Annotated in this window: 21 protein-coding genes; 9 read left to right on the top strand and 12 right to left on the bottom strand. The window is 73.2% G+C overall.

Going from position 1 to position 21671, the window contains the following annotated elements:
• Nucleotides 1-41 precede the first annotated feature (41 nt).
• From rdmE to CLT75_RS10835, 4 genes are read right to left on the bottom strand one after another with little or no spacing between them, the layout of a single operon-like run.
• Nucleotides 42-1607 carry an aklavinone 12-hydroxylase RdmE gene (gene rdmE, locus CLT75_RS10850; RefSeq protein WP_135240684.1) on the bottom strand — a complete coding sequence of 522 codons (1566 nt, stop codon included), beginning with the start codon at nt 1605-1607 and terminating at the stop codon, nt 42-44.
• Nucleotides 1604-2353 (bottom strand): class I SAM-dependent methyltransferase, encoded by a 750-nt coding sequence (locus CLT75_RS10845; protein ID WP_135240683.1) that lies wholly within the window; start codon nt 2351-2353, stop codon nt 1604-1606. The genes rdmE and CLT75_RS10845 overlap by 4 nt, the downstream gene beginning before the upstream one ends.
• A gap of 8 nt (nt 2354-2361) precedes the next feature.
• Nucleotides 2362-3198 (bottom strand): NAD(P)H-binding protein, encoded by an 837-nt coding sequence (locus tag CLT75_RS10840; protein ID WP_135240682.1) that lies wholly within the window; start codon nt 3196-3198, stop codon nt 2362-2364.
• Entirely contained in the window at nt 3195-4340 is a 1146-nt protein-coding gene (locus CLT75_RS10835) for a class I SAM-dependent methyltransferase (RefSeq protein ID WP_135240681.1), read from the bottom strand. The genes CLT75_RS10840 and CLT75_RS10835 overlap by 4 nt, the downstream gene beginning before the upstream one ends.
• 154 nt (nt 4341-4494) lie before the next feature.
• Here CLT75_RS10835 and CLT75_RS10830 point away from each other — a divergent pair, with 154 nt between their 5' ends.
• The 3 genes from CLT75_RS10830 to CLT75_RS10820 all read left to right on the top strand — a co-directional run bounded on the left by CLT75_RS10830 (nt 4495) and on the right by CLT75_RS10820 (nt 7462).
• Entirely contained in the window at nt 4495-5316 is an 822-nt protein-coding gene (locus CLT75_RS10830; RefSeq protein ID WP_135240680.1) for an NAD(P)H-binding protein, read from the top strand.
• A 287-nt stretch (nt 5317-5603) separates the two neighbouring features.
• Nucleotides 5604-6602 (top strand): ATP-binding cassette domain-containing protein, encoded by a 999-nt coding sequence (locus CLT75_RS10825; protein ID WP_135240679.1) that lies wholly within the window; start codon nt 5604-5606, stop codon nt 6600-6602.
• On the top strand, nt 6599-7462 hold the full coding sequence (locus CLT75_RS10820) for an ABC transporter permease (RefSeq protein WP_135240678.1): 864 nt from the start codon (nt 6599-6601) through the stop codon (nt 7460-7462). Before CLT75_RS10825 ends, CLT75_RS10820 begins: the two co-directional genes overlap by 4 nt.
• Nucleotides 7463-7525: 63 nt before the next feature.
• On the opposite strand, the gene CLT75_RS10815 is transcribed toward CLT75_RS10820, so the two are convergent.
• The 8 genes from CLT75_RS10815 to CLT75_RS10780 all read right to left on the bottom strand — a co-directional run bounded on the left by CLT75_RS10815 (nt 7526) and on the right by CLT75_RS10780 (nt 16689).
• Complete coding sequence (locus CLT75_RS10815) at nt 7526-9091, bottom strand: FAD-binding oxidoreductase (protein ID WP_486485124.1); 1566 nt, start codon at nt 9089-9091, stop codon at nt 7526-7528.
• Nucleotides 9092-9318: 227 nt separating this feature from the next.
• Nucleotides 9319-10068: an enoyl-CoA hydratase gene (locus tag CLT75_RS10810; protein ID WP_135240677.1), complete on the bottom strand. Its 750-nt coding sequence runs from the start codon at nt 10066-10068 to the stop codon at nt 9319-9321.
• Nucleotides 10065-12179, bottom strand: a complete 2115-nt coding sequence (locus CLT75_RS10805) for an acyl-CoA dehydrogenase family protein (protein ID WP_135240676.1) — start codon at nt 12177-12179, stop codon at nt 10065-10067. The genes CLT75_RS10810 and CLT75_RS10805 overlap by 4 nt, the downstream gene beginning before the upstream one ends.
• Nucleotides 12176-12904, bottom strand: a complete 729-nt coding sequence (locus CLT75_RS10800) for a co-chaperone HscB (protein ID WP_135240675.1) — start codon at nt 12902-12904, stop codon at nt 12176-12178. Before CLT75_RS10800 ends, CLT75_RS10805 begins: the two co-directional genes overlap by 4 nt.
• Entirely contained in the window at nt 12901-13695 is a 795-nt protein-coding gene (locus CLT75_RS10795; protein WP_135240674.1) for a CoA-transferase, read from the bottom strand. The genes CLT75_RS10800 and CLT75_RS10795 overlap by 4 nt, the downstream gene beginning before the upstream one ends.
• Nucleotides 13692-14522 (bottom strand): SDR family oxidoreductase, encoded by an 831-nt coding sequence (locus CLT75_RS10790; RefSeq protein WP_135240673.1) that lies wholly within the window; start codon nt 14520-14522, stop codon nt 13692-13694. Before CLT75_RS10790 ends, CLT75_RS10795 begins: the two co-directional genes overlap by 4 nt.
• The gene (locus CLT75_RS10785; protein ID WP_135240672.1) at nt 14519-15922 is read right to left on the bottom strand and encodes a 3-hydroxyacyl-CoA dehydrogenase NAD-binding domain-containing protein; all 1404 of its coding nucleotides are present in this window, start codon (nt 15920-15922) and stop codon (nt 14519-14521) included. The genes CLT75_RS10790 and CLT75_RS10785 overlap by 4 nt, the downstream gene beginning before the upstream one ends.
• Nucleotides 15919-16689, bottom strand: a complete 771-nt coding sequence (locus tag CLT75_RS10780) for a thiolase family protein (RefSeq protein ID WP_486485123.1) — start codon at nt 16687-16689, stop codon at nt 15919-15921. The genes CLT75_RS10785 and CLT75_RS10780 overlap by 4 nt, the downstream gene beginning before the upstream one ends.
• Here CLT75_RS10780 and CLT75_RS10775 point away from each other — a divergent pair.
• Genes CLT75_RS10775 through CLT75_RS10750 form a run of 6 tightly spaced genes read left to right on the top strand, consistent with a single transcriptional unit; the run spans nt 16679 to nt 21670 of the window.
• Nucleotides 16679-17272, top strand: a complete 594-nt coding sequence (locus tag CLT75_RS10775) for a substrate-binding domain-containing protein (RefSeq protein ID WP_135240671.1) — start codon at nt 16679-16681, stop codon at nt 17270-17272. The genes CLT75_RS10780 and CLT75_RS10775 overlap by 11 nt on opposite strands.
• Nucleotides 17269-18045, top strand: a complete 777-nt coding sequence (locus CLT75_RS10770) for an ATP-binding cassette domain-containing protein (protein WP_135240670.1) — start codon at nt 17269-17271, stop codon at nt 18043-18045. The genes CLT75_RS10775 and CLT75_RS10770 overlap by 4 nt, the downstream gene beginning before the upstream one ends.
• Entirely contained in the window at nt 18042-19139 is a 1098-nt protein-coding gene (locus tag CLT75_RS10765; protein ID WP_135240669.1) for an ABC transporter permease, read from the top strand. Before CLT75_RS10770 ends, CLT75_RS10765 begins: the two co-directional genes overlap by 4 nt.
• Nucleotides 19136-20176, top strand: a complete 1041-nt coding sequence (locus CLT75_RS10760; RefSeq protein WP_135240668.1) for an amidohydrolase family protein — start codon at nt 19136-19138, stop codon at nt 20174-20176. Before CLT75_RS10765 ends, CLT75_RS10760 begins: the two co-directional genes overlap by 4 nt.
• The gene (locus CLT75_RS10755) at nt 20166-20465 is read left to right on the top strand and encodes a NifU family protein (RefSeq protein WP_052166116.1); all 300 of its coding nucleotides are present in this window, start codon (nt 20166-20168) and stop codon (nt 20463-20465) included. Before CLT75_RS10760 ends, CLT75_RS10755 begins: the two co-directional genes overlap by 11 nt.
• Nucleotides 20462-21670 (top strand): CaiB/BaiF CoA transferase family protein, encoded by a 1209-nt coding sequence (locus tag CLT75_RS10750; RefSeq protein WP_135240667.1) that lies wholly within the window; start codon nt 20462-20464, stop codon nt 21668-21670. The genes CLT75_RS10755 and CLT75_RS10750 overlap by 4 nt, the downstream gene beginning before the upstream one ends.
• The last annotated feature ends 1 nt before the right edge of the window (nt 21671 follow it).

Raw genomic sequence — 21671 nt, 5'->3', positions numbered from 1 at the left:
AGCCCCGACCCGGCCGGGTCGGGGCTCACGTGTCGCGGGGGTCAGCGGGACAGCAGCCGGTCCAGCACGCCGCCGAGCGTGGCCGGGTCGTACGGCGCCGAGGTGCGCCAGGCCAGGATGCCGTCCGGGCGGACCAGCGCCGCGCCGGCGGCACCGATGCCGTAACTGTCGCGCAGCTCGCCCTCGGGGTCGAGCAGATCAGCGCCGACCACGTGCACGGTCACCGGCTCGCCGGTGCCCCGCCACGCCTCGTCCCCGGCGATCAGCACCCACCCGTCACCGAACAGTTCGAGGCTCGAGGCCCGCGCGCCGGACCGGGTGATCCACACGTGGGGCGCCCGGAAGCCGGCCCGCCCGCTCGGCCGCAGTGGATCCTCGACCCGCGCGCCGTCGTCGTCCGGCTCGGGGAGCACCGCGCCGGACAGGCAGCGGAATCCGAGGATCACCTCGTTGTAGCCGACCCCGGCCGGGGCGGTGCCGGCCAGGTGGGGCGCCATGCGCTGGACGTAGACGGCGTACGACTCGTCGACGACCAGGTGCGCCACGGCCCGGCGCTCCGCCTCGTACGAGTCGAGCAGCCCGTCGCCGGCCGTGCCGTCGAGCACCGCCGCGAGCTTCCACGCGATGTCGTACCCGTCGCCGACGGCGGTGTTGCCGCCGAGGCCGCCGGTCGGCGGAGTCACCTTCGCGGCGTCGCCGGCCAGGAACACCCGGCCCTCGCGCCACCGCTCGGCCACCAGGGCGGCCATGCCCCAGCGCTGGACGTCGAGCAGTGCCGGCTCCAGCCCTGGCCGGTCCACGGCCGTCCGGATCAGCTCGACGCAGCGCTGCGGCGTGAAGTCGTCGGGCGACTCGCCGCGGTCGGGCGCGTACTCGACGAAGAACGTGTGCCGGTTCGGCTTGTCGGTCGGCCCGAAGTTGCCGGTGAACGCGGGGTTCTGGATGTAGTACCAGCCGGTCGAGCCGGGCGGCAGCACGTCGGACAGGTCCGCCTCGAAGATCATCCCGACGAAGTGGGACAGCGTGCCGTAACCGGTGCGCGGGACGCCCAGCCGCTCCCGTACCGCGCTCTCCGGCCCGTCCGCGGCGACCAGGTAGCGGGCGCGGACCCGGTCGGTGCCGCCGTCGGCCCGGCGCAGCACCGCCTCCACCCCCTGCCCGTCCTGGTGGAAGTCGACCATCTCGGTGCCGTACTCCACGACGGCGCCGAACTTGCGGGCCGCCTCCAGCAGGATCGGCTCGACCGCGTCCTGCGAGGCGAAGCCCCAGCCCTCGGCGGTGCACGGTGCGGTCGCGGCGACCATGTCGGCGACGCTCTCGGCGAACGAGTGCAACACCGGGCCGCCCACGGTCTCGACGATGCGGATGGTGAAGTCGCCGGTGGCGCCCCGGATGTCGCCGGCCCGGGCGACCTCGTCGGCCACACCCCCCATCCGGAGCAGCTCCATGGTGCGCGGGTTCTGGCCCGCCGCCTTCGGGTGCAGGGACGTGCCCGGGTGCCGCTCCACCAGACGCACCCGGACACCGCGCCGGGCCAGGAACGTCGTCGCCGAGAGGCCGGCCAGGCCGGCGCCCACGACGAGTACGTCGGTCGTCTCGTCCGTCACGATGGTCCTCCCTCGTCCGCTCCGCCGGGGTCGCGGTCGCGGGTGGCGACGAACAGACCTCGGCCGGAGTTGAGCCCTTCGATGTACGTGGTGTCCGGGTAGCCGGCCTCGGCGAACGCGGCGAGGTACCGCTCCCGGCTGAACAGCCGGATCAGGTGGTTCTCCACGAAGTGCCGGGCGCCCTCCGGGCCGGCGACGACGTAGTGCACGTCCATCCGCGAGGCGTCGCCCTCCAGGCACGAGTGCGACACCCGGGCGATGGTCCGGCCGTCGACCTCGATCAGCGAGCCGGACACGTATCCGTCCAGGTAGGTCTCGGGGAACCACCAGGGGTCGACGGCCAGCGTGCCGCCCGGCACCAGGTGCCGCCGGAACACCCGCAGCGTGGCGGTCAGCTCCTCGGCCGATCGCAGATAGCCGATCGAGCCGAACATGATGGTGATGGCGTCGAACCGGCGGCCCAGGTCGAAGTCCCGCATGTCACCGACGTGGATGGTCGCCCCCGGGACCGCCTTCTCGGCCCGCCGCGCGAACGGCTCGGAGATCTCCAGGCCCTCCACGTGACCGAAGAGCGTTGCGAACGCCCGCAGGTGGGATCCGGTACCGCAGGCGACGTCCAGCAGCGAGTCCGCGCCCGGCGTGCGCGCACGGATCCGCTCGGCGACGTCCGCGGCCTCGGCCAGGTAGTCCTTCCCCCGGCCCTGGTGGATGAGTTCGAAGACCTCGGCGAGGTCGGCTCCGTACATCTGTCCTCCTAGCGGAACGCGTCCGCGTGGTCGACGGCCCAGTCGGCGAAGCTGCGGGCCGGATGGCCGGTGACCCGTTCGATCGCGTCGGTGACCGGGTCGGGATGCCGCTCGGCAATGGCGAAGTAGCCGAGGATCATGTCGACCGAGTCGGCGGGGAGGTACTGGAGCATCTCGGCCCGTTTCGCCTCCGGGGTCATCTCCTCGAAGCGGACCTCCCGGCCGATCGCGTCCGCGATCGCCCGGACCTGCGCCACCTGGGTCACCGCCTCGGGGCCGGTGAGCGTGTAGCCCTTGCCGTCGTGGGCGTCGCTGAGCAGCGCCGCCGTCGCCACCTCGGCGATGTCGGCCTCGTGCACCAGCGCCTGCGCCGCCTGCGGGTACGCGGCCCGCACCACGCTCTCGGCGCGGATCGAGTGCGACCAGAACAGCGTGTTGCCGGCGAACGCGACGGGTCGCAGGAAGGTCCAGGCCAGGCCGGAGCGCTCCACCGCGCTCTCCACCTTCTCGTGGTCGTCGATGCTGTCCCCGGCCACCTCGTAGCGGGTGTTCACCGCGTCGGAGGAGAGCACCACGACGCGCTCGACCCCGGCCCGCACGGCCAGGTCCACGCACTGCTCGGCGGTGTCCGGCACCGGGAACAGATACAGCCGGGTCACCCCGGCGAGCGCCGGCTCCAGCGTCTCGGGGCGCAGCAGGTCGCCGCGTACCACCTCCGCCTTCTCGGGCAGGCCGGCGGTCTCCGGGGTGCGGGTCAGCGCCCGCACCCGTTCGCCCCGGTCCAGCAGCTCGCCGACGACGTGTCGGCCGACGCTTCCGGTCGCTCCGGTCACCAGGATCGTCACTTCTCCTCCTCCGGCTGGGGGTACATCCACACCGACGGGTCGAGGTCGCGTGGGATCCAGGCCGGCGACCCCTGCTCTCCGTTGAGGCGCTTCTCGATGAACGCGATGTTGTGGTAGACGTGCAGCGCACCGATCCAGCGATCCAGCTCGGCCGCCGGGACGTCGAGGCGTTCCTGGTGGTGCAGGGCGTCGACCAGGGTCCGCAGGAAACCGAGCGAGGTGTCCGGGTGCCCGGACTCCGGGTGACCGCCGTTCCAGCCGGTCCAGTACGACGTCTGCAGATCCTCGATGACGTACAGGCCCCCGGGGCGGACCAGAGGGAACAGGGTGCGGAACGAGCTGATCACGTCGGCGCTGAGGTGGCTGCCGTCGTCGATCACCACGTCCAGCGGCCCGATCCGCGCGGCGAGCCCGGCCAGGAAGACGGGATCGGCCTGCGAACCGACGTGGGTCCGCAGTCGTGGCTCGTCGATCCGGGACTTGTCGAAGATGTCCAGGCCGTGCACGAGTCCGCGGCGGAAGTAGTGCTTCCACATCCGCAGCGACTCGCCGCCCTGGTCCGGGGCGTCGTACCCGCCCACGCCGATCTCGAGCAGCCGGATCCGGTCCTCCCGGTACGGCGCGAAGTGGCGCTGGTAGTGCGGCGTGTACCAGTGGTCGCCCCACTTGTCCGAGCCGAACCGCAGGGCCAGGGTGTCCAGGTCGGCGGGCTCCGCCGAGGATGCCTTGACCAGCTGGTGCACCGCCAGGGCGGCGCAGCGGCGGCGCCGGAACACCGCCGCCGGGTCGACCTCCTCCGGCGGCGGGGCGGGCATCAGCTCGATCTCCCGGGTGGCGTGACCACCGCCGGGGCGCCCGTACACGGCGTGCAGGAGTTCGGCGAGATCCTGCCGGATCCGCGCGGGCGCGTCCGCCGACCAGCCCGGCTCCACAGTGCTCCCGCCGGGCCCGACGGTGACCAGGTAGCCGAGCTGCTTGCCGCCTGTGCCGAGGTCGATCTGGACCGTCACCGGCTCGGGCGGTCCGTCGAACAGCATGGCCCGGCCGGCGATCTCGGTGAGCAGCAGAGCGGCGTCGTCCTCGGTCAGCACGGCCCGGCTCTCCTGCTCGCTGCCGGCCGCGAGCGCCAACAGGCGTTCCACGGGCGTCCCTCTTTCGTCGACTGGTCCCGATCGTGTGCGTCGCGGCTCGAGAAGCCGTGGAGGACCGGTGGATCGTCGCGCGCGCTTCGAGCCGGACTCGACCGGTGCGCCGCAGGATCGCCGTGGCCCTGGAGCACCGACCGAGGAGGACGCGATGACGATTCTGGTGACTGGCGCGACCGGCAGTGTGGGACGCCGGGCGGTGGCCGGACTGCTGGCGGAGGGGCACAAGGTACGGGCCTCCAGCCGTAACCCGCGGACCGCCGGGCTGCCGGACGGCGCCGAGGTGGTCGCCGGCGACCTGGGCCGGCCGGAGACGCTGCCGGCGCTGTTCGCCGGCGTCGAGCGGATGTACCTCATCTCGATCAACGGCGACGGGGTGCTCGACCGGCCGGAGGAGGTGGTGGCGATCGCGCGTGAGGCCGGTGTGCGGCGGATCGTGGTGCTCTCCTCGTCCGGGCGGCCCTACCACACCGTCGAGGGCGCGGTGCGTGACTCCGGACTGGAGTTCACCTTCGTCCGGCCGGGCGAGTTCGCCACCACCAAGATCGACGTGTGGGGGCCGTCGATCCGGGCGGAGAGTGTGGTGCGCAGCGCGTACCTGGACGTGCCGGCGGTGCCGATCCACGAGGCGGACATCGCCGACGTGGTGGTCCGGGCGCTGGTCGAGGACCGGCACGTCGGTAAGACCTATGAGCTGACGGCACCGGAGCAGGTCACGCAGCGCGCGCAGATCGAGGCGATCGGCGCGGCGCTGGGGCGGCCGATCCGCATCGAGGAGCTGAGCCCGGAGCAGGCGCGGGAGAACATGCTGCGCGAGGGGTGGCCGGAGATCATCGCCGATCACATCCTGGGGTATTTCGTGGAATGGGAGAAAGAGCCGCCGGCGGTCAGCGGTGACTACGCCGAGGTCGTCGGAAGGCCAGGTCGCACGTTTGCGCAGTGGGCTCGTGATCATGTGGACGACTTCCGCTGATTCATAGGCGACATGGCGTTGCGTCAATGGGGACGCAATTGATGCCCGGCCGGATCGAGCTGTCGACGACGATGACAAGGCGAATGTAGCCTCGCCCTTGACCTGCGGTTTCATCAAGGGCTTGACAGCATATTCGGCGACTTGTCAAGCCTGGAAAAGCAATATTTTCCATGTGCGTTCTCCTCTGTCCCTGGTGTACGGTGAGCTCGACCGAATCGGCCATTGGCCTTGGCGGTCAATCCTGCCCGGATTCGTGGCAACCATCATCGTGCCCAGGGGAGAGGGAATTGAAAGCACAGTCGGATTCTGCGATCGAGATCGAGGGCCTGGTCAAGGTCTTCGGGACGGTTCGCGCATTGGACGGGGTCCATCTGAACGTGCCGAAAGGCATGATCTATGGCTTCCTCGGGCCCAACGGCGCGGGCAAGACGACCACGATCCGCACGCTCGCCACGCTGCTCAAGCCGGACGGCGGCACGGCCCGGGTGTTCGGACACGACGTGGCGACCGAGGGTGAGGCGGTGCGCCGCCTGGTGAGCCTCACCGGTCAGTTCGCCTCGGTCGACGAGGGCCTCACCGGAGAGGAGAACCTGATCCTGGTGGCCCGGTTGCTCGGGCACTCCTGGTCCGAGTCCCGTCGCCGGGCCGGCGAACTGCTGGAGGCGTTCGGCATCGCCTATGCGGCGGACCGCCTGGTGAAGGGCTACTCCGGTGGCATGCGGCGGCGGCTGGACATCGCCGCGAGCATCGTGGTGGCGCCCAAGCTGCTGTTCCTCGACGAGCCGACCGCCGGGCTGGACCCGCAGGGCCGCCTCCAGGTCTGGGACGCGGTACGCGCGCTGGTGTCGGTCGGCACCACGGTGCTGCTCACCACGCAGTACCTGGAGGAGGCCGACGAGCTGGCCCAGCGCATCGCCGTGATCGACCGCGGGAAGATCATCGCGGAGGGCACGCCGGGCGAGCTGAAGGCGTCGGTCGGCAGTGGGGCGGTGCACGTTCGCCTGGTCAGCCCGGAGGACCGGCCGCGCGCCGGAGAGATGCTGGGCGCGGTGCTCGGCACCACAGTGGAGTACGCGGCCGACCCGGCGGCGTTCACCGCCCGGGTCGACGACCCGGACGCCGCCGCCGAGGCCCTGATCCGCCTCAACCGTTCGGGCCTGCGGGTCAGCGAGTTCTCGCTCGGCCAGCCCAGCCTGGACGAGGTGTTCCTGGCGTTGACCGGGCACAAGGTCGACGCGGACCACACGCCCGCCGCCGAGACGCCGCAGAAGGAGAACGTCGCATGAGCGTCACCACCGAGACCCCCGCCGGCGTTCCCGCCGAGCAGCCGTCCGCGGTTCTGGAGGACGTGCTGCGGCGGTCGTTGACCGCGTACCCGCGGCCACCGCGACCGGGGCCGCTGGCCGCGTCGCTGACCCACCTCTGGCGGGCGCTGGCCACCTTCCGGCACCACCCGGCCCAGCTCGTCGACATGATCCTGTTCCCGTTCATCTTCCTGCTGGTCTTCACCCACCTCTTCGGCGGGGCGATCGGCGGGTCGACGAGCGACTACCTCCAGCTGTTCCTGCCCGGCATCCTGGTGCAGACCGTGGTCATGATGTCCGTCTACACCGGAACGGCCCTGAACACGGACATCACCAAGGGCATCTTCGACCGGTTCCGCACGCTGCCGTTCTGGCAGCCGGCCACCATCGTCGGCAGCCTGCTCGCCGACATGTTCCGCTACGTGGTCGCGCTCACGCTTACCATCACGCTCGGCGTGCTGCTCGGATTCCGGGGCAGCCTCACCGGGACGATCTTCGCGGTGCTCGTGCTGATCCTGTTCGCGTTCGGGGTGAGCTGGATCTTCACCACCCTCGGCGTGGTGGCCAAGGCGCCCGAGACGGTCGCCTCGACCAGCATGATCGTGGTCTTCCCGCTGGTCTTCACCAGCAACATCTTCGTGCCGACCGAGACCATGCCGCAGTGGATGCAGATCATCGCCGACGCCAACCCGATGAGCTTCGCGGCCACCGCCGCCCGCGGGCTCATGCACGGCGACGCCACGGTCGAGCAGATCGCCTGGGTGGTGGGCATATCGGTGGGCCTGGTCCTGGTCTTCGGTCCGCTGACGATGGCCGCGTACCACCGGCGTAAGGGCCGCTGAGGCCCTCGGGAGCAGCCGCTCTCGCCGTCGGCCCCCAACCCGGCGAGAGCGGCGCCCGGCCGGTCAGGACGGCCGGACCGACATCCGGTGCCGGAACACGTCCCGCGGATCCCAGCGCGCCTTCACCCGCTGCAGGCGGGGGTAGTTGTCCCGGTAGTAGAACTCGTGCCACGGCGTACCGGACGGGTTGAGCGCCTCGTCGGCCAGATCGGTGTCGAGGTAGTTCGCGAACGCCCCGCTGTACGCCGCGCCGGGCACGGGCGCCCCGCCGCTGTCGGCGTGCACCTCGCGGTAGAGATCGCGTACCCAGGCCAGCTGCGTCGCGTCCTCGGCCTCGTCGAGCCACGCCGTCTCGAAGAACGAGCTCAGCCGCGCGTCCCGGTGCGGCATCGCGGTCGCGTCGGCCGGCACCCGCCCGATCCGCCCGCCGAACTTGCTCAGGTACGCCCCGGCGCCGTAGAACTCCGGGCCGCCGCGCTGGAGGAAGCGGTGAATCGTGGCGATCTGACCCGCGGTCCACGGCCGCCGCAGCATCGCCGACTTCGACTTCATCCGGTAGCGGCTCAGGCCCGGATAGGACGACGTGGTGGCGCGCAGCCACGGCCAGGTGAAGGCCTGCACCGCCGGTTCCGCGCCGACCCCGGCGCCGATTGCCGCCACGTAGTCGTCCACGAACGCCACGGCGCGCGGGTCGTCACCGGAGGTCTGCACATCCAGCCGGATCTCGCCGGTCGCGCGGTGCAGGAGGCTGAGACCGGCGTGCAGGTCGGCGTCGGGCCGTGCCGCGTGCCAGTCGGTGTAGTTGGTCAGCAGCCGGGCGAATCCCACCTCGTCGACGTCGTCCCACCGCCACGCCACCATCGCCTGGCGCAGCGAGGCCGGCGGCTTCGGCAGCAGCGTGGCCGGCGCGCCCCGCGTCCCCGGCGAGCGGAACCAGTAGCGGGTGACCACGCCGAAGGTGCCGCCGCCACCACCGGTGTGCGCCCACCAGAGGTCGTGGTTCGGGTCGCCGGGATCACGTGAGGCGATCACGGTGCGGGGGCGGCCGGACGCACCGACCACCACCACCTCGACCGCCTCCAGGTGGTCGACGATCGCGCCGTACCGGTGGGAGAGCGCGCCGTAGCCGCCACCGGCGACGTGCCCGCCGATCCCCACGTCGGGGCACGTGCCACCGGGCAGGGTCACGCCCCAGCCCAGGAACAGCGTCCGGTACACCTGCCCGAGCGTCGCGCCGGACTCCACCACGAACGCCTTCCGGCCGGGGTCGTAGCCGATCGCGTTCATCTGCGACACGTCGATCAGCACCCGCACGTCCGGATGGTCCGGCACGTCGGCGAAGCCGTGCCCGCCGCTGCGGACGCCGATCCGCAGCCCGTCGCGAACAGCCTCACCGACCGCGTCGGCCACCTGCTCGGGTGTGCCGACCAGTCGCACCCGAGCCGGCCGGCCCGTGTACCGGCCGTTGTAGGCCCGGGTGGTCAGCTCCTCGTACCGGGGGTCACCGGGCGGCACCGTGACCGGGCCGAACGGGACGGCGTCCGCCGGGGCGTCCCACCGGGCGAGGCCGGCGCCGCCGGCCGCCGCGGTCAGGCCGAACAGCCCTCGCCGGGTCATCCGCTCACGCACCGACGACCTCGACGTGTACGTGCCGTCCGCCGCCCGGGCCGGGCCGGTCGACGGCCGCGACCGGGGCCTGTGGCCCGGCAGCCGCCTCCGCCGCTTGTCGGATCCGCACAGCCGGCCCCCCTGTCCCTGTGCCCGCCGCGACCGGCGCGGCTGGTCGAGCCGACGCTAGGTGGGCCGGCTCGAGAACGGCTACAGCCGCGGCGGGGCCCGCGCATACCCCGACCGGGTCACTTGCGGAACACGGCCACCGCCTCCTGGATCGCCGGCCCGGTCGCCGAGGACGCCTGCGCCCACGACTCGAACTCCAGGGCGGCGGCGAAACCGGCCGTCTCCGCGGTGCGCACCGACGTCTTGATGTCCCGGGCCAGCGCCGGGTCCAGCGCCGCCCACCGTTCGGCCCGCTCGTGCGCGGCGGCCAACGGGTCGTCCGCGAACGTCGCGGCGAGCCTGACGCGTACCGCCTCGGGGCCGTCCACACTCCCGCCGTCGAGCAGCAGTTGCAGGGCCCGTTCCGGGCCGAGCGCCCGGGTGAGGAACCAGGTACAGCCCCCGCCGGGGTGCAGGCCGAGCTTCGTGAACGAGGCGATCAGCTTCGCCTTCGGCCCGACGATCCGCGTGTCGCACGCCAGCGCCAGGTTCAGCCCGGCGCCCACCGCCGGCCCTTGCACCGCGGCGATCGTCGGAATCGGCAGCGCCCGTACCCGCAGGAAGCTGTCGTAGACGCGGTGCAGGTCGGCGCGGATCTCCGCGACGCCGCGGCCTGGTTCGCCGAACATGGCGGGCAGGTCGGCGCCGGCGCAGAACGCCGTACCCGCGCCGGTGACCACGAGCGTGCGGGCGTGCCGGTCGGCGGCCACCTCGGCGATCGCGTCGCCGAGCGCGTCGCGCATCTCCGCGTCGATGGCGTTGCGCCGGTCCGGGTCGTTCAGCGTGAGCGTCCAGCGCCCGTCCGCGTTGTGCAGTTCCACTTTGCTCATGACTCATCCTCCTGCTCGGTCAGCCAGGACCAGACGCCGGCGCTGCCGCGCGGCACCAGCGCCGCGCCGAGCGTGGCGGCCCAGAACTGCTGGGTGCCGTTCTCGTCCCGCCAGGACCAGAGCCTGCGGGTGGACAGGTGCAGCGGGTGCTCGCGGGTCACGCCCATCGCCCCGTGCAGCTGGTGCGCGCCGCGCGCCACCAGCGTCGCGGCCCGGCCGGTGAGCACCCGGGCGGCGGCGACCCGCAGCGGGTCCGGCCCGGCCAGCGCGGCGTCGAGCGCGGTGCCGGCCAGCAGCGTGTGCGCGGTCATCCGGGCCAGTGTCTGCCCGACCGCCTGGAACGCCAGCAGCGGCCGGCCGAACTGCTCCCGCGTCGTCACGTGCTGCCGGGTGTGCTCCACAGCGGTCTCCAGCGCGCCGGTGAGCGCGGCGGCGGTCAGCACGGCCGCCTCGGCGCGTACCGTCGCGGCGGGCGCGGCCCCGGTCAGCCGCATGTCGCCGGTGACCGGCACGTCGAGCGTCACGTCGTCGCGCGGCTCGGCGGCCAGGTTGCGGCCGGGCATGACCCGGACGCCGGGGTGGTCGGCGGGCACCACGAACGCGTCGTCGCCCGCGTACACCAGCAGGGTCCGCGCGGCGGCGGCCCACGGCACGCGGGCGGCGGTGCCGCGCAGCCGCCCGCCGGCCACCGCGAGCCCGTCGCCGGCGACCACGGTGGCGACGCCGCCGGGCAGGTCGCGACCGGCGGCGGCGAGCTGCCGGGCGGCCAGCACGGTCTCGGCCAGCGGCAGGGAGACGCCGTGGCGGCCCAGCCCGCGCACGAGCGCGGCCAGGTCGGCGAGCGTGCCGCCCGAGCCGCCCGCGCCCTCCGGCACCGACACGCCGGTCCAGCCCAGCCCGTGCACGGTGGACCAGAGCGCGGGCAGGCCGTCCGGGTCGCCGCCGTGACCGCCGAGCACGTCGTCGGCCAGCTCCCGCAGCTTGTCGCCGCCGCGCCGGGGCGCGCGGGCGGCGCCCTTGGCGATGATGGTGCGCAGCACCTCGGTGGTGCCGCCGCGGATCGAGAAGCCCGGCGCGGCCAGCAGCCCCTGGGCGAGCAGCCCGGCCGGTCCGTCGCCGTCGGGGTCGGGCCCGGCGTCGAGCACGGTACGGGCGATCTCGTTGACGTCGGCCTCGAACTCGGTGCCCAGGTCCTTCAGCACCGCCGCGTCGTGCACCGGGGCCTGGCCGGCGTCCAGCTCACCGGCGATCCGCCAGGCCAGGCCGCGCAGCCCGGCCAGCCGGGCCAGCGCCTCGCCCAGCGCGGCGTCCGCGTCCCGCCGCGCGGCGCACGCGTCGACGGTGGCGGCCAGCAGCGGGTACGTGCTCAGCACCCGTTCCATGCCGCCGCGCTCGAAGGACAACTGCTCGGTGACCTGCGTCCAGCCGTTGCCGGCGGTGCCCAGCACGTGGTCGCCGGGCACGTGCACGTCGTCGAAGAGGACCTCGTTGAAGTGGTGCTCGCCGCGCAGGTCGACGATCGGCCGGACGGTCACGCCGGGCGCGGACATGTCCACGATCAGCTCGGTCAGGCCCTCGTGCCGGTCGCCGCCGGTGCCGGTGCGGCACAGCACGTACGCGTGCGTGGACCGGTGGGCGTGGCTGGTCCAGATCTTGCCGCCGGTGAGCCGCCAGCCGTCGCCGTCCGGGCGGGCCGTGGTACGCACCGAGGCGAGGTCGCTGCCGGACTCGGTCTCGCTCATGCCGAGGCAGAACGTCACCTCCCCGGCGGCGATCGCCGGCAGGTACCGCTCGCGCAGCGCGGGGGAGCCGTACCGCAGGACGGCCGGGCCGATCTGCCGGTCCGCGATCCAGTGCGCGGCCACCGGTGCCCCGGCGCGCAGCAGCTCCTCGGTGACCACCAGCCGCGCCCGGTTCGAGCGGGCCTGCCCGCCGTACTCGCGCGGCCAGGTCAGCCCGATCCAGCCCCGGTCCGCCAGCGCGCGGCTGAACTCCGTGTCGTACGAGCGCAGCCACGCGTCGCACACCGGCCGGAACCGGTCGCCGTCGCGCCACTCGCCGACCAGGTCCCGCACCTGCCGGCGCAGCTCACCGAGATCGTCGTCAGTCATCCTCTGTCCGTTCCCTTCGCCACTGAGTAGCCGCGTACGGCGGCCCGCCGCAGCACGTTCACGGCCGCGGCGCGTTCGGCGGTGCTGACCGGCGGCCGGGGCACCGCGTCCTCGACCGGTACGCCGAGCGCGGCCAGGTGGGCGCGCAGCACCTCGCCGTCCGCGGTGACCTCCTCCAGCCGGGGTTCGGCGCCGAGCCGCACCACGCCCCACCGGGTGTGCAGCCGCACCAGCGCGTCCGGCGCGGGCGCGGCGGTCACGTGCTCGACCGCCCGCACGATCCGGCGCGGATCCCTCGCGCCGTGCAGCAGCACCAGTTCCCGCGCCGCAGCCGCGATGTCGGCGGCGCCCCCGCCACCGGGTAGCCGCACCGTGGGCCGCTCCCGGGGGCCCAGGTACGACGAGTTGATCCGGCCGCGCAGGTCGACGTTGCCGGCGTCGAGCACCACCCGGTCGAACCGGTGGCCCATCGTCAGCAGCACGTCGGCGGTGCCGCCCAGCCAGCCGAACCCGTCGGCGTACGCCGGGTAGTCGGTGGTGCTGGTCGGCACGTCGGCACCGGGCCGGTGCGCGCTGGCACCGGCCTCGAAGACCTGGCTGAACGGTTCGCCGGGCAGTGCGTACGCGCACTGGCCGGCGAGCACCGGCCAGTGGAAGCCGGTGAACACCCACCCGCCGCGGCGGAACTCCCGCGCCGCCCGGACCAGGAAGTCCGCGGTGGTCACAGCACCTCCTCGGCCAGCCACCGCCGGAAACCGTCAGCCGTGGCCGAGCAGCGGGCATACCGCTCGTACGCCTGCACGTCGCGCGGGTACCGGCCGACCGCGCCGTCGGGGCGTACCGCGCCGGGGGACTCGACCACCGCGTCGACGAGCAGCCCGGGAATGCTGATCCCGGTGGCGCGTACCGTCTCGGCGTCGGTGACCTGCTCGGCGACGAGCACGGTGCGGCGGGCCGCCTGGGCGGCGACGAGCACCTCGCCCAGCGGGCCGCGGATCACCCCGTTGCCGTCGGTGTCGGCCAGGTCGACGTGGACGAACGCCACGTCGGGCCGCTCCGCGCGGACCACCCGGGCCGCGCCGAACGCCGAGTCCACCCGCGACAGCCGGCCCCGGCTCCAGTCCTCGTCCACGTAGCCGGTGCCGGGCAGGTCCGGCACCGGCATGAACGGCACCCGCCAGGCCCCGGCCGTCAGCGCGGCGGTGAGCAGCCCGAGGCTCAGCTCGTGCAGCGTGACACTCGTGTCGCCGTCCTGCGCGGCGCGCCGGAAGTTCCACGCGGGCGCCGGGCCGACCGGGCTCCAGCAGTGGCCGTATGTCGCCGACCGCAGCACCCCGGCGCCGAGCAACTGGTCCATCAGCAGCCCGCCGGAGGCGATCACCACGTCCACGTCCCGGATCCGCTGCCGGATCATCTCGTGGCCCACGGCGAACAGCTGCGCGCCGAAGTTGCCCAGGTAGACCCGCCGGCCCGGGCGGACGTGCTCGGCCACGACGTCGGCGAGGGCGTGGCTCACCGGTACGCCTCGGCCAGCATGTGCAGCCCCGGGCCCAGGTGCGCGCCGCCGTCGAGCTGGATGAGCTGGCCGGTCATCATGGCGGCGGCCGGGCCGGCCAGGAACGCCACCAGCTCGGCGACCTCCTCGACCCGGGTCGGGCGGCGCAGCGGCGTGGCCCGGTCCACCAGGTTGTCCCGTACGTGCCGGTCCGCCTCGGCGTCGAGCGCGGCGGTGAGCACCGTGCCCGGTCCGAGGCAGTTGAGCCGGATGCCGTCGGCGGCCCACTCCAGCGCCAGCGTGCGGGTCAGCCCGAGCACGCCGGCCCGGGCGGCGACGGCGTGCGCCATGCCCTGCCCGCCGCGTTCCACACCGGACAGCGACATGCTCACCACCGCCCCGCGGGCCCGCCGCAGGTACGGGTACGCGGCGGTGGTGAGGTGGAAGACGCTGGTCAGGTTCAGGTCGACGACTGCCGCCCAGCCCCGCGCCGAGATCCGCGTGGCGGGGGCGAAGAACTGCCCGCCGGCGTTGTTCACCAGCAGGTCGATGCCGTGCGCGTCACCCACCTCGGCGATGGTCGCGGCGGCGCGGTCGTGGTCGCGGACGTCGCAGACCGCGTACGTGTAGCGCCCGTCCCCGGTGGCCGCCTCGCCGCTGGCCGCCTCGCCGGTGGCGGCGAGCGTGCCGGCGTGCCGGCCCAGCCCGGTGACGTGGGCGCCCAGCTCGACCAGGCGCACGGCGACCGCCCGGCCGATGCCGCTGCCGGCGCCGGTGACCACGGCGTGCCGCCCGGCGAGCACACCCGTGCGCAGCACGCCCACGCCGGTGTCGTCCGCCCGCGTCACCGGGCGGCCCTCGCCTCGCCGATCGCCTGCCGCCGCAGCAGTTGCGCCGGGCGGTAGCGGGGGTCGCCGAACGCGTCGGCCATCGACCGCAGCGCCTCGTACACGGTCGCCGCCCCGGCGGACCGCAGTGTCTCGAACGGGCCGCGCGGATGGTTCATGGCCAGGCGCAGCGCCACGTCCACGTCGTCGGCGGTGGCAGTGCCCTCCTCGACCACTGTGGCCGCCTCGTTCACCAGGCAGTGGGCGAGCCGGTCGCCGACCAGGCCGGGCAGCGCCGGCACCCGCACCGACGGCGCGCCGAGGTGGTCCAGCAGCCGGTCGACGAAGCCGGGGACGGCGATGCCCGCGACCGGGTCCTCGACCACCTCGGCGAACACGGCGTCGTCGGCGCGCCGGTGCAGCCGGATCCAGCCGACGTCGGCGGGCAGCACCTCGGCCCAGCCGGCGTCGGAGCTGTCCAGCACCACGTTCTGCCGCGCCGCCAGCCGGGCCAGCTCCGCCACCCGCGCTGGGGTCGGCGCGCCGAGGCTCACCACGCGGGCCGCCGGACCGTTCGGCACTCCGGGCTGCCGGACCACCCGGGCGTTGGCCTCGCGCGGCGGCTCGGCGGCGTAGTCGTAGAAGCCGCGACCGGCGGCCTTGCCGGTCAGGCCGGCCCGGACCAGGCCACGCACCTGGGGGATGGGCCGGTAGCGGGGGTCGCCGAACTCGCGCAGCGCGGTCTCCGAGGAGGCCAGGTGCGTGTGCAGCCCGGTGAAGTCGAGCAGTTGCAGCGGACCCATCGGGTGCCCGAGCGCGCCCCGGGCGACCGCGTCCACCACCGCCGCCTCGACGCCCTGCGCGAGGAGGAGTTGCGCCTCGTAGTACAGCGGCCGGCACACCCGGTTGACGATGAAGTTCGGCGAGTCCCGGCACACCACGGCGGTCTTGCCGAGCGACTCCACGAGCGCCAGCGCCCGCCGTACCGTCGCCTCGCCGGTGGCCGCGCCGACGATCACCTCCACCAGGCGCATCCGGGTGGGCGGGTTGAAGAAGTGCAGCCCGAGCAGGCGTTCCGGGGCGCCGAACGCGCGGCCCATCTCGTTGACGCTCAGCGACGAGGTGTTGGAGGCGACGAGCAGGTCCGGCCCGCCGGCGGCGGCGACCCGGGCGAGCAGGTCGCGCTTGGCGGCCATGTCCTCCACGATCGCCTCGATCAGCACGTCCGCGCCGGCCAGCGCGGTCTCGACGTCGGCGGCGGCGTCGAGGTCGCCGGTGGCGCCGTCGGCGCGGATCCGCTCCAGGCCGGCGCGGCCCAGCTCGGCGGTGGCGTCGACGACCCGTACGGTGTGCCCCGCCGCGGCGAGGACCTGCGCGATGCCCCGGCCCATCGGGCCCAGGCCGACCACGACGGCGATCACCGGGTCACCCGCTCGATCACGGCGGCGATGCCCTGCCCGCCGCCCACGCACAGGCTCGCCACGCCGTACCGGCCGTCGCGGCGGGCCAGTTCGTGCAGCAGCGACACGACCAGCCGGGCGCCGCTCTGGCCGGTCGGGTGGCCGAGGGCGATCCCGCCGCCGTTGACGTTCACCCGCTCCTCGTCCAGGCCCAGCGCGCGGACGTTCTGCACGATCTGCGCCGCGAACGCCTCGTTGATCTCGAACAGGTCGACGTCGCCGACGGTCAGCCCGGCCCGGCGCAGCGCGAGCGGGATCGCCTCGGCCGGTCCGACGCCCATCATCGTCGGGTCCACGCCGACTGCCGCGAACCCGACGATCCGGCCCAGCGGGGTCAGCCCGTGCCGCCGTACCGCCTCGCCGCTCGCCACCACGACCGCCGCGGCGCCGTCGGCCATCTGGCTGGCGTTGCCGGCCGTGACGGTGCCGTCGCCGGTGAACGACGGGCGGAGCCGGGCGAGCCGTTCCGGTGTGGTGTCGGGGCGTACCGTCTCGTCGCGGTCCAGCTCGTCCAGCGGCAGCACCTCCTGCGCCATCGCGCCGGACTCCCAGGCCCGGGCCAGCCGCTGGTGGCTGCGCGCCGACCAGGCGTCCTGGTCGGCGCGGGACACGCCGAACTCGCGGGCGACCTTCTCCGCGGTCTCGCCCATGCTCATGCCGCAGATCGGGTCGGTGCCGCCGTCGCGCCAGCCGTCCTGGAGCAGGACGTTCCAGGCGGTGCTGGCCACGGCGAAGGCCGTCGCCGACTCCAACGGCAAGGCCAAGGTCGTCTTCCTCTGGGACGTCGGCTACCCGCACCTGGTCGAGGCGCTCAACGCCAGCAAGCGCGTGCTCGCCGGCTGCACCGGCTGCGAGCTGCTGGAGGTCCGCGAGCGCACGCTGGCGCAGGCGGTCGACCCGATCGAGATGCAGAACATCACCACCTCGCTGATCCAGAAGCACGGTGACAACCTGCAGTACATCCTCACGCCGTACGGCAACGGCGTGGAGTCCGTCATCGCCGCCATCCGGGCCGCCGGCCGCAACGACATCAAGGTGCTGTCCAAGAACGCCGAGCCGGAGCGGCTGGGCAGCGTGGCCGCCGGTGACCAGCTCGCCGACTTCGGCGCCATCCGCGGCTGGAACGCCTACGCCGCCATCGACCAGGTGGGCCGGCTGGCCGCCGGGCAGCCCGCGCTGCCCGACGCCGAGCAGGGCATCCCGGCCACAGTCTTCGACAAGACGAACGCGCCCAAGGACGGCGCCGTCGACTGGAACAGCTACGTGAACTACGCCGAGCGCTACGAGAAGATGTGGAGCGAGGCCCGATGAGTGCCGCCCCGGTGCTGGAGGCGGTGGGCGTCAGCAAGTCCTACGGCCGGGTACGCGCCGTCACCGACGTCTCCTTCGACGTGCGCCCGGGCGAGATCCTGGGCGTCGTCGGGGACAACGGTGCCGGCAAGTCCACGCTGATGAGCATGGTCAGCGGCGCGCTGGCGCCGGACACGGGCCGCCTGCGGGTGGCCGGCCGGGACCTGACGCCGCACACCATCGGCGGGGCCCGCGCCGCCGGGATCGAGATGATCTACCAGGACCTCGGCCTCTCCGACAACCTGAGCATCGTCGAGAACGTCTTCCTCGGTCGCGAGTGGACCGGCGGCGTACGCGGCCTGCCCGTGCTGCGCAAGCGGGCGATGCGCGAGCGCACCCGGGCGGTGCTGGAGGAACTCGGCATCGACCTGCACGACATGAACGTGCTGGTCGAAGGGCTCTCCGGCGGGCAGCGGCAGATGGTCGCCATCGCCCGCGCGCTGGTCACCGAGAACGAGCCGCGCGTGATGGTGATGGACGAGCCGACCGCTGCGCTCGGCACCACCGAGTCCGACGGCGTCAACGCGCTGATCCGCCGGCTGCGCGACCGCGGCTACGCGGTCATCGTGATCAGCCACCGGATCCCGGAGATCCTGTCGATGGCCGACCGGCTGCTGGTGATGAAGGGCGGCCGCAACGTCTACCACGGCCCCACCGAAGGGCTCGACGTCGAACGGTGCGTGCAGCTGATCGTCGCCGGCACGCTCGCCACGGCCGGGGAGGCGGTCCGATGACCGCCGCCACCACGAAGACGCCGCCGGGCGGCGGCCGCACGGTCGTCAAGCAGAGCGCCGACCGGTCCCGCGCCGGAGCCGGGGAGCGCGCGGTCGAGGGGGTGAGCCGGTTCGGGCTTCTCGGCATGCTCGTCCTGGTGATCGCGGTCTTCTCCGTGCTCACCCCGGAGACCTACTTCACCACCACGAACTTCCGGCTGATCCTGGTCAACCAGACCGTGACGGTGATCGTGGCGATGGCCGCCACGCTGCCACTGCTGGCGCACTACCTGGACGCGTCGGTCGGTCCGATGCTGGGCTTGGCGCAGGGCGTGAGCATCTGGCTGATCGCGGTGCAGGGCGTGCCGATCTGGCTGGCCCTGGTCGCCGTGCTCGCCGTCGGCGTCGCGGTCGGCCTGCTCAACAGCCTGCTGGTGCTGAAGTTCGGCATGAGTTCGATCATCGCGACGCTCGCCGTGGGCAGCCTGCTGATGGGTCTGCTCTACATGGTCACCGGCGGCCGGGTGCTGTACCAGAACGTGCCGCCGGCGTTCACCGAGATCGCCCGCGGCGACCTGGGCGGCGTCCCGCTGCCGCTGATCTACCTCGTGGTGCTGGTGCTGGCGCTGGAGTTCATCGTCGTGTGGACGCCCTTCGGTCAGCGGCTCTACGCGATGGACGGCAACCTGCGCGGTGCCGCCCGGGCCGGCATCGACGTGCGCAGCTACACCATCCGGGCGTTCGTCGGCGCGGCGGTGCTCGCCTCGCTCGCCGGGGTGCTGCTGGCCTCGCGGATCGGTTCGGCCCAGCCCACTGTCGGCGAGCAGTTCCTGCTGCCGGCCTTCGCCGCCGCCTTCCTCGGCGCCGCCGCGCTGCGACCCGGCCGGGTCAACGTCCTCGGCACCGTGATCGCCGCGTACTTCATCACCTTCACCATCGCCGGCCTGCAACACCTCGGCGCCGCGACCTGGATCGAGCGCGTCTTCAACGGTCTCGCCGTCATCGCCGGCGTCTCGGTCGCCGCGTGGTCGGTGCGGCGCCGCCGCCAGCTCGCGGTCCGGCACGTCGAACGCCTGGAGCACGACACCACCCCGAAGGGACGTCCCACCCCATGAAGAACGGCTTCTTCGTCCTCGACAACGCCATCCACATGTACAAGCTCACCGACGAGAACATCGACTTCAACCACGGCGGGAAGAAGTCGACGAACGCGCTCGTCGAGTACGCCCGCAAGTACTCCGCCCCGGGCTACCCGTACGACGACATCTCCGGCCGTGAACTGTCGGTCGAGGACGCGTACCGGTTGATGTTCGAGGAGTCCGACACCGACATGGCGATGGCCCAGACGGTGCCCAGCCACGGCGGCTGGAAGCTGGGTTTCTCGCCGGCGGAGAACAACTACCGGCTCAAGGAGGCGTACCCGGACCGGGTGCTGTTCTGTGGCGGCGTCGACCCGATCACCCACGGCCGCTACGGCGCGGTGACCGAGATGATCCGGCAGATCGAGGAGTGGGGCGCCACCAGCTTCAAGTTCTACCAGGCGCACTCCGGCGGCCTGTCCTGGAAGATCGACGACCGGCAGGTCGCGTACCCGCTGTGGGAGACCGCCCTCGAACACGGTGTGACGAACGTGCAGTTCCATAAGGGCCTGGCGTTCAACACCCAGCACATCGCCGACCTGGCGCCGTACGACCTGGAGCGCGCGGCGCAGGACTTCCCCGAGATGACGTTCATCGTGCACCACCTCGGTGAGCCGTTCATCAACGAGACGATCAACATCGCCGCCCGCTACGAGAACATCCACCTCGCGCTCACCGCCTGGATCAACCAGTACCCGGTCGCGCCCCGCGCCGCGCTGCACGCCATCGGCAAGTGCCTGCTGCACGTCGGCCCGGACCGGCTGCTGTGGGGCTCCGAGGCGTTCGTCTGGCCGAAGGTGCAGGCGTACATCGACCTGTTCGCCGAGATGCGCATGCCGGAGGACCTCCAGGACGGTTACGGCTACCCGGAGCTGACCGACGAGATCAAGGAGAAGATCTTCGGCCTGAACTTCGCCCGGGTGCTCGGCATCGACGTGAAGGCCAAGAAGAAGGAGCTGTACGGCAAGAGCGGCAAGAAGTCCGCGAAGAAGGGCCGCAAGGATGGGCGCTGACAAGACGGCGAAGGCCGCCGACCGCGCGCTCGACGGCAAGGTACGCCAGCTCGTCGAGGCGCACGGCGGCGGCGTCACCGTCGACGTGGACGCCGACGGCGACGCCCGGGTCACGTTCCACGGCCGCTGCGCGGCCTGCCCGTCCGCGCCGGTCACCATGGGCTCGCTGGTCCGCCCGGCGCTGCTGAAGATCGAGGGCGTCCGGTCGGTGACCCGGGCGGGTGCGGTCTCCCGGTTCGCCGAGGCCCGCATCGAGAAGATGTTCGGCCTGTCGGAGCCGGCCGGATGACCGGCAGCTTTCCCGACGGGCCGCTGACCGGCGTACGGGTGGTGGAGGCCGGCGTGCTGCTGGCCGGGCCGTTCTGCGCGCAACTGCTCGGCGACTTCGGCGCCGAGGTGATCAAGGTCGAACAGCCGGACGGCGGCGACCCGATGCGGCAGTGGGGGCGGGAGAAGCCGCACGGCAAGTCGCTGTGGTTCCCGGTGGTGGCCCGCAACAAGAAGTCGGTCACCTGCAACCTGCGGATGCCCGAGGGGCAGCAGCTCATGCGCGACCTGCTCGCCGGCGCCGACGTGTTCGTGGAGAACTTCCGCCCGGGCACGCTGGAACGCTGGGGGCTCGCGCCGGAGGAGCTGCACCGGATCAACCCGCGGCTGGTCGTCGTGCGGGTCACCGCGTTCGGGCAGGACGGCCCGTACGCGTCCCGCGCCGGCTACGGCTCGATCGGCGAGGCGATGGGCGGGATCCGGCACGTCACCGGCGACCCGTCCACGCCGCCGAGCCGCATCGGCGTGAGCCTCGGCGACTCGCTGGCCGGCACGTTCGCCGCGCTCGGCGCCATGATGGCGTTGCGGGTGGCGGGCAGCACCGGCCAGGGCCAGGTGGTGGACAGCGCCATCTACGAGTCGGTGCTGGCGCTGATGGAGTCGCTGGTGCCGGAGTACGCGCTCACCGGCTACGTCAGGGAGCGGACCGGCTCCATCCTGCCCAACGTGGCGCCAAGCAACGCGTACCCGACCCGCGACGGCGCCACGGTGCTGATCGCCGCGAACCAGGACACGGTGTTCCGCCGCCTGGCGGCGGTGATGGGCCGCCCGGACCTGGCCGACGACCCCCGGTACGCCACCCACGCCGCCCGCGGCGCGCACCAGGCCGAACTGGACGACCTGATCGCGGCGTGGACCGTCACGTTCGAGCCGGCCGCGCTGCTGCGGCTGCTGCATCTGGGCGGCGTACCGGCCGGGTCGGTCTACACCGCCCGGGAGATGCTGGCCGACGAGCACTTCGCCGCGCGCGAGGCGATCGTCGAACTCGACCACCCGGAGATGGGCGCGTTCCCGATGCAGAACGTCGCGCCCCGGCTGTCCCGCACCCCGGGCCGGCTGCGTTCGGTGGGCCCCCGGCTGGGTGAGCACACCGACGAGGTCCTGCGCCAGGTGCTGTGCCTGGCCGACGACCGGATCACCGAACTGCGCGCCGCCGGCGCGATCTGAG

Source organism: Micromonospora sp. CNZ285 (assembly GCF_004637285.1).
The sequence above is the reverse complement of the archived record's forward strand: the minus strand, read 5'-3'. Positions and strand labels throughout refer to the sequence as shown.

Bases quoted from the DNA above. Each gene is read 5' to 3' on its own strand.
- CLT75_RS10750 (WP_135240667.1), top strand. From the start codon at position 20,462: ATGACCGGCAGCTTTCCCGACGGGCCGCTGACCGGCGTACGGGTGGTG.
- CLT75_RS10755 (WP_052166116.1), top strand. From the start codon at position 20,166: ATGGGCGCTGACAAGACGGCGAAGGCCGCCGACCGCGCGCTCGACGGC.
- CLT75_RS10765 (WP_135240669.1), top strand. From the start codon at position 18,042: ATGACCGCCGCCACCACGAAGACGCCGCCGGGCGGCGGCCGCACGGTC.
- CLT75_RS10830 (WP_135240680.1), top strand. From the start codon at position 4,495: ATGACGATTCTGGTGACTGGCGCGACCGGCAGTGTGGGACGCCGGGCG.
- CLT75_RS10805 (WP_135240676.1), bottom strand. From the start codon at position 12,179: ATGACTGACGACGATCTCGGTGAGCTGCGCCGGCAGGTGCGGGACCTG.
- CLT75_RS10820 (WP_135240678.1), top strand. From the start codon at position 6,599: ATGAGCGTCACCACCGAGACCCCCGCCGGCGTTCCCGCCGAGCAGCCG.
- CLT75_RS10845 (WP_135240683.1), bottom strand. From the start codon at position 2,353: ATGTACGGAGCCGACCTCGCCGAGGTCTTCGAACTCATCCACCAGGGC.
- CLT75_RS10770 (WP_135240670.1), top strand. From the start codon at position 17,269: ATGAGTGCCGCCCCGGTGCTGGAGGCGGTGGGCGTCAGCAAGTCCTAC.
- CLT75_RS10760 (WP_135240668.1), top strand. From the start codon at position 19,136: ATGAAGAACGGCTTCTTCGTCCTCGACAACGCCATCCACATGTACAAG.
- CLT75_RS10810 (WP_135240677.1), bottom strand. From the start codon at position 10,068: ATGAGCAAAGTGGAACTGCACAACGCGGACGGGCGCTGGACGCTCACG.